The organism is Kamptonema animale CS-326 (assembly GCF_028330895.1).
In the GTDB taxonomy this organism is placed as follows: Bacteria; Cyanobacteriota; Cyanobacteriia; order Cyanobacteriales; family Microcoleaceae; genus Kamptonema; species Kamptonema formosum.
The window spans coordinates 1-3,825 of record NZ_JAQMUA010000210.1 but is presented as its reverse complement, the minus strand read 5'-3'; the positions used below and the strand labels follow the sequence as shown (position 1 = coordinate 3,825).

Here is a 3,825-nt window from a genome sequence, read left to right as displayed (position 1 = left end):
CTCCCCCGCTCCCCCGCTCCCCATCTCCTCAGCGCACCAAAAAGGCTGCACATTCAACATGGGGGGTTTGGGGAAAGAAATCTGCTGGCTGTACTCGCTGTAATTTATAGCCTCCATTTTGGCAGAGGAATTTCAGATCGCGGGCGAGGGTGGAGGGTTTACAGCTAATGTAGGCGATGCGACTGGGTTGGGTGGCGACGAGAGTTTCTAAAACTGTGCGATCGCAACCCTTCCTCGGCGGGTCAAGCAAAACTACATCTGGCGTAACATCCAACTGCGGTAACAATTTTTCTACTGCTCCAACATAAAAAGCTACATTTGTCAAGTGATTTAATTCAGCATTTAACTGAGCTTGCTTGACGGCGGCCCCTTGCAGTTCTAGACCTATTGCCTTACTCACAAATTTTGCTAAAGGCAAAGTAAATGTGCCAATCCCGCAGTAAGCATCAACCAAAACTTCATTACCTTTGAGGTGCAACTCATCCGCAATTACCTGTAACAGCGTCTCAGCGGCCTCACTATTGACTTGAAAGAAAGTATCGGCGCGAATCTGAAACTCTAAACCGGAAAATATTTCCAGCAGGTAAGGTTTACCAGCTATGCAGCGAGTTTCTGGGCCAAAGATGACATTAGTATTGCGGGGGTTGATATTCAAACACACGCCTACCAGTTGAGGATAGCGCTTCAGCCATTCGGAAGCTTGTGCTTCAATTCCAGGCAAATCGCCACTCCGAACTATTAAAGTCAGCAAAATCTCACCTGTACGCCGTCCAATGCGTACAGATAGGTGACGCAATTCTCCAGTTTGCTGCTTTTCATCGTAGGTCTTCCAACCGCGCTGCTGTATATCCTTTTTTATGTCTTTCAATAAAGGATTAAGGTCTTCGTCTTGGACGGGACACTGATTGAGGTTAATCAACCGATGGCTGCCTTTTTGGTAATAACCCGCTTGGACTTGACCTGTGGAGGAGGTTGCTAGGGGATAGGTGGCTTTGTTGCGATAGCCTAAAGCTGTAAGGTCAGGGCCGGTTAACACTGGATCTACAGGGGGTGCGGTGAATCCGCCGATACGTTGTAGAGCTTGAATGACTATATTTTGTTTCGCTTCAAGTTGGTAGTGCCAATCAATGTGTTGCCACTGACAGCCGCCACACTTATCTGCGACAATGCACATAGGTCGGATGCGGCGGTCGGATATTTCAGTGAGTTCGTGGAGTTTGCCTGTTGCGGAGTCGCTTTTGACTTGCATGAGGCGGACTAGGGCGCGATCGCCTGGAACAGTATCCGGGACAAAAACAACTAGCTGACCCAGGCGACCTACCCCGTCGCCACTGTCGGCCAAGTCGATAATTTCTAGCTCAACCAGTTGACCTTGTTGGGCGATCGTAGATTGAGGATTTGAGATGGGGGATTTTATTTTAGTCATAGGTGAGAAAGCGCGGATCTTTATTATCGCGGATTTCCTGTCACCAATGGCTTCCCTCTCTTGGTTTGTGTCCCACTAAGTCGTTAAACTAATTTAGTGTTACCCTAAAAAATTTGCATACCCGTCAGTAACCCCGCTCTCGTAGACGGAGCTTGTATGAGCAATCATGGAAGCTGTACTGACCAGACCACCCTGAGCGCAGTCGAAGGGTAGCCGTTATTTAGGTCATAACACCTGGGAAGGCGACGCTAGTTCCCCGCTCTGTTATCTGCAATTAAACAGTTTTAAGGTCACTGAAACAGTGTTGCAGGTCGAACAAGCCCGAATAACAAGGTCGAAGCGAACATCACTGGAATGGCAGAGGTTCCCGGCAATACAGGGATTAGATAAGTACCATTCCTCTACTTATCGAGCCCCGAAAGGGGTAGGCGGTTAAAACCGCTTGTATCGTTTCCATCTCAGGTCTAAACACTCTGAGTTTCCCACTTACCGAGATTTTTTTATGAGCGTAGTTAGCCAAGTTATACTCCAAGCCGATGACGAGCTTCGCTATCCCAGTGCCGGCGAGCTCCAGAGCATCAATTCTTTTTTTAAAACAGGTTCTCAACGGGTGCGTATTGCTACCACCTTATCTGAAAGTGAGAAAAAGATTGTTGAGGAAGCCAGCAAGAAACTCTGGAAGAAACGCCCGGACTTCATTTCTCCAGGTGGAAATGCCTATGGCACGCGGGAACGCTCTTTGTGTCTGCGCGACTACGGTTGGTATTTGCGCCTGATCACTTATGGTATCCTCGCAGGCGATAAGGAGCCCATTGAAAAGATTGGTTTGATTGGGGTGCGGGAGATGTACAACTCTTTGGGCGTTCCCGTCCCCGGAATGGCGGAAGCCATCCGATGTTTAAAGGAAGCTTCTATTTCCTTGCTTAATGAGGATGATGCTAAGGAGGCTGCTCCTTACTTTGATTATATCGCTCAAGCGATGTCTTAATTGTCGGCTCATCGCTCTTAGTATTGGCTGTTTTCGGCTTATAGCCTTGAGTAGTGGCTGCTTTCCGCTAAGTCTTAAAAAAGAGGGAAGTGGGAGACAGCCACTACTACAAATTTAGGAAAACAGTTTAAGCAGGTTAAATATTAGAGTTTTTATTTTCGTTTTCATCAGATATTGGCAATAACAACGTATGTTTAATATGATCGTGGACTTTGGGTGACACTTCACAACCACTATTTAGGCAATCCATTAGTAACTTATTACCATAGTAATACTGGTGAAGTAAATTCTTCTGGTAATCGCTGAATTGACTTTGCCGACCTAAATCTTGATTCTCAATCTTCACCAACTCCAATTTATCAGCCAAATATTCCCCTTTATTTTTCCACCATTCTATAAAATTTTGTTGATCTATATTTGAGTTAGCTAGTGTATTCTTGAGTGGTGAGAGTAAATAGTTTAGTTTAAGTTTAGGTTTAAAATTTTTAGGCTTAAGGGAATCGGCTAGTTCGCTATTTAAGTTATTAGTAAGGTTAAGAGCATGGTCAAAAGTAAGGGCTAGCTCATGTTGAAGGTTACAGAACTCATTATAAGCATCCTTCAAAACATTATCATCAATAGTATTATTTAAAATAATTGTATCACTTGAACAGTTGGTAGGGTTAATTACAGCATTAATGGCATCCTTAAGAAAAGAGCAACTGATAAGAGCATTTTTAAGAACATCATTAAGAAGTTGGATACGAAAGTGATCGAGAGCCAGAACAAAGGCAAGGTGAAAGGCTCTCATAGTTAGTTTTTCGGCATCCTGAACTGCAAGCGATTTTTTGTTCACCCAGGCAAGAAACTGTTGTAACTTCTTATCAGCTACAAGATTATCAATCTCCTGTTTCATTAACAAAAGTAGCGGATCGGCTGATTGCATCATACCAACTGCTAGTAAAAATACTTCTCGCCAACTTTTTTGGGTTATATGGCTAACTAACCTATTCAAATTTTTTGGATGTGCATTAAAACTATTAATTATTTCTCTAGCAGTAAAATATTCTTGAAAAGTCAGATGGGAGAAAGAGTATATTAGCTGCGCTCTCTCCACCAATAACCCATGCTGTACTTCAATAGATTTCAGGACTACTTGACTATCTAACAGCAATTGAATAGGCTCAGTATTAGCATTTGTTAAAGTGCGAAGATAGTTAGCGATAATTTCCCGTAGTTTATCTTGTTTAAAGAAGTAATCGCTTCCTTCAAAGGTAATTAATGCTACTTGACTTATAGCCTTTCTCAGAAAGATGAGGTATCCTGTTACTGACACTCACTCGTGAGGGTCTAACAGAGAAGATAAGATCAAATGAACTATAATTACATGGTTCAGTAAAGCCTCGCCTGCGATACCACACATAATAGCATT

3 protein-coding genes are annotated in these 3,825 nt (G+C 43.5%); 1 reads left to right on the top strand and 2 read right to left on the bottom strand.

What is annotated here, in order from left to right; translation table 11 throughout:
- Nucleotides 1–28: 28 nt before the first annotated feature.
- Nucleotides 29–1,426, bottom strand: a complete 1,398-nt coding sequence (gene rlmD, locus PN499_RS12105; RefSeq protein WP_272032158.1) for a 23S rRNA (uracil(1939)-C(5))-methyltransferase RlmD — start codon at nt 1,424–1,426, stop codon at nt 29–31.
- Between the two features lie 502 nt (nt 1,427–1,928).
- Between rlmD and PN499_RS12100 the strand changes: the two genes are divergently transcribed.
- Nucleotides 1,929–2,414, top strand: a complete 486-nt coding sequence (locus tag PN499_RS12100; RefSeq protein WP_007353935.1) for an allophycocyanin subunit alpha-B — start codon at nt 1,929–1,931, stop codon at nt 2,412–2,414.
- Nucleotides 2,415–2,550: 136 nt separating this feature from the next.
- Here PN499_RS12100 and PN499_RS12095 read toward each other — a convergent pair whose 3' ends face one another.
- A complete protein-coding gene (locus PN499_RS12095) occupies nt 2,551–3,729 on the bottom strand; it encodes an NACHT domain-containing protein (protein WP_272032155.1) in 1,179 nt (392 codons plus the stop codon).
- Between the last annotated feature and the right edge of the window lie 96 nt (nt 3,730–3,825).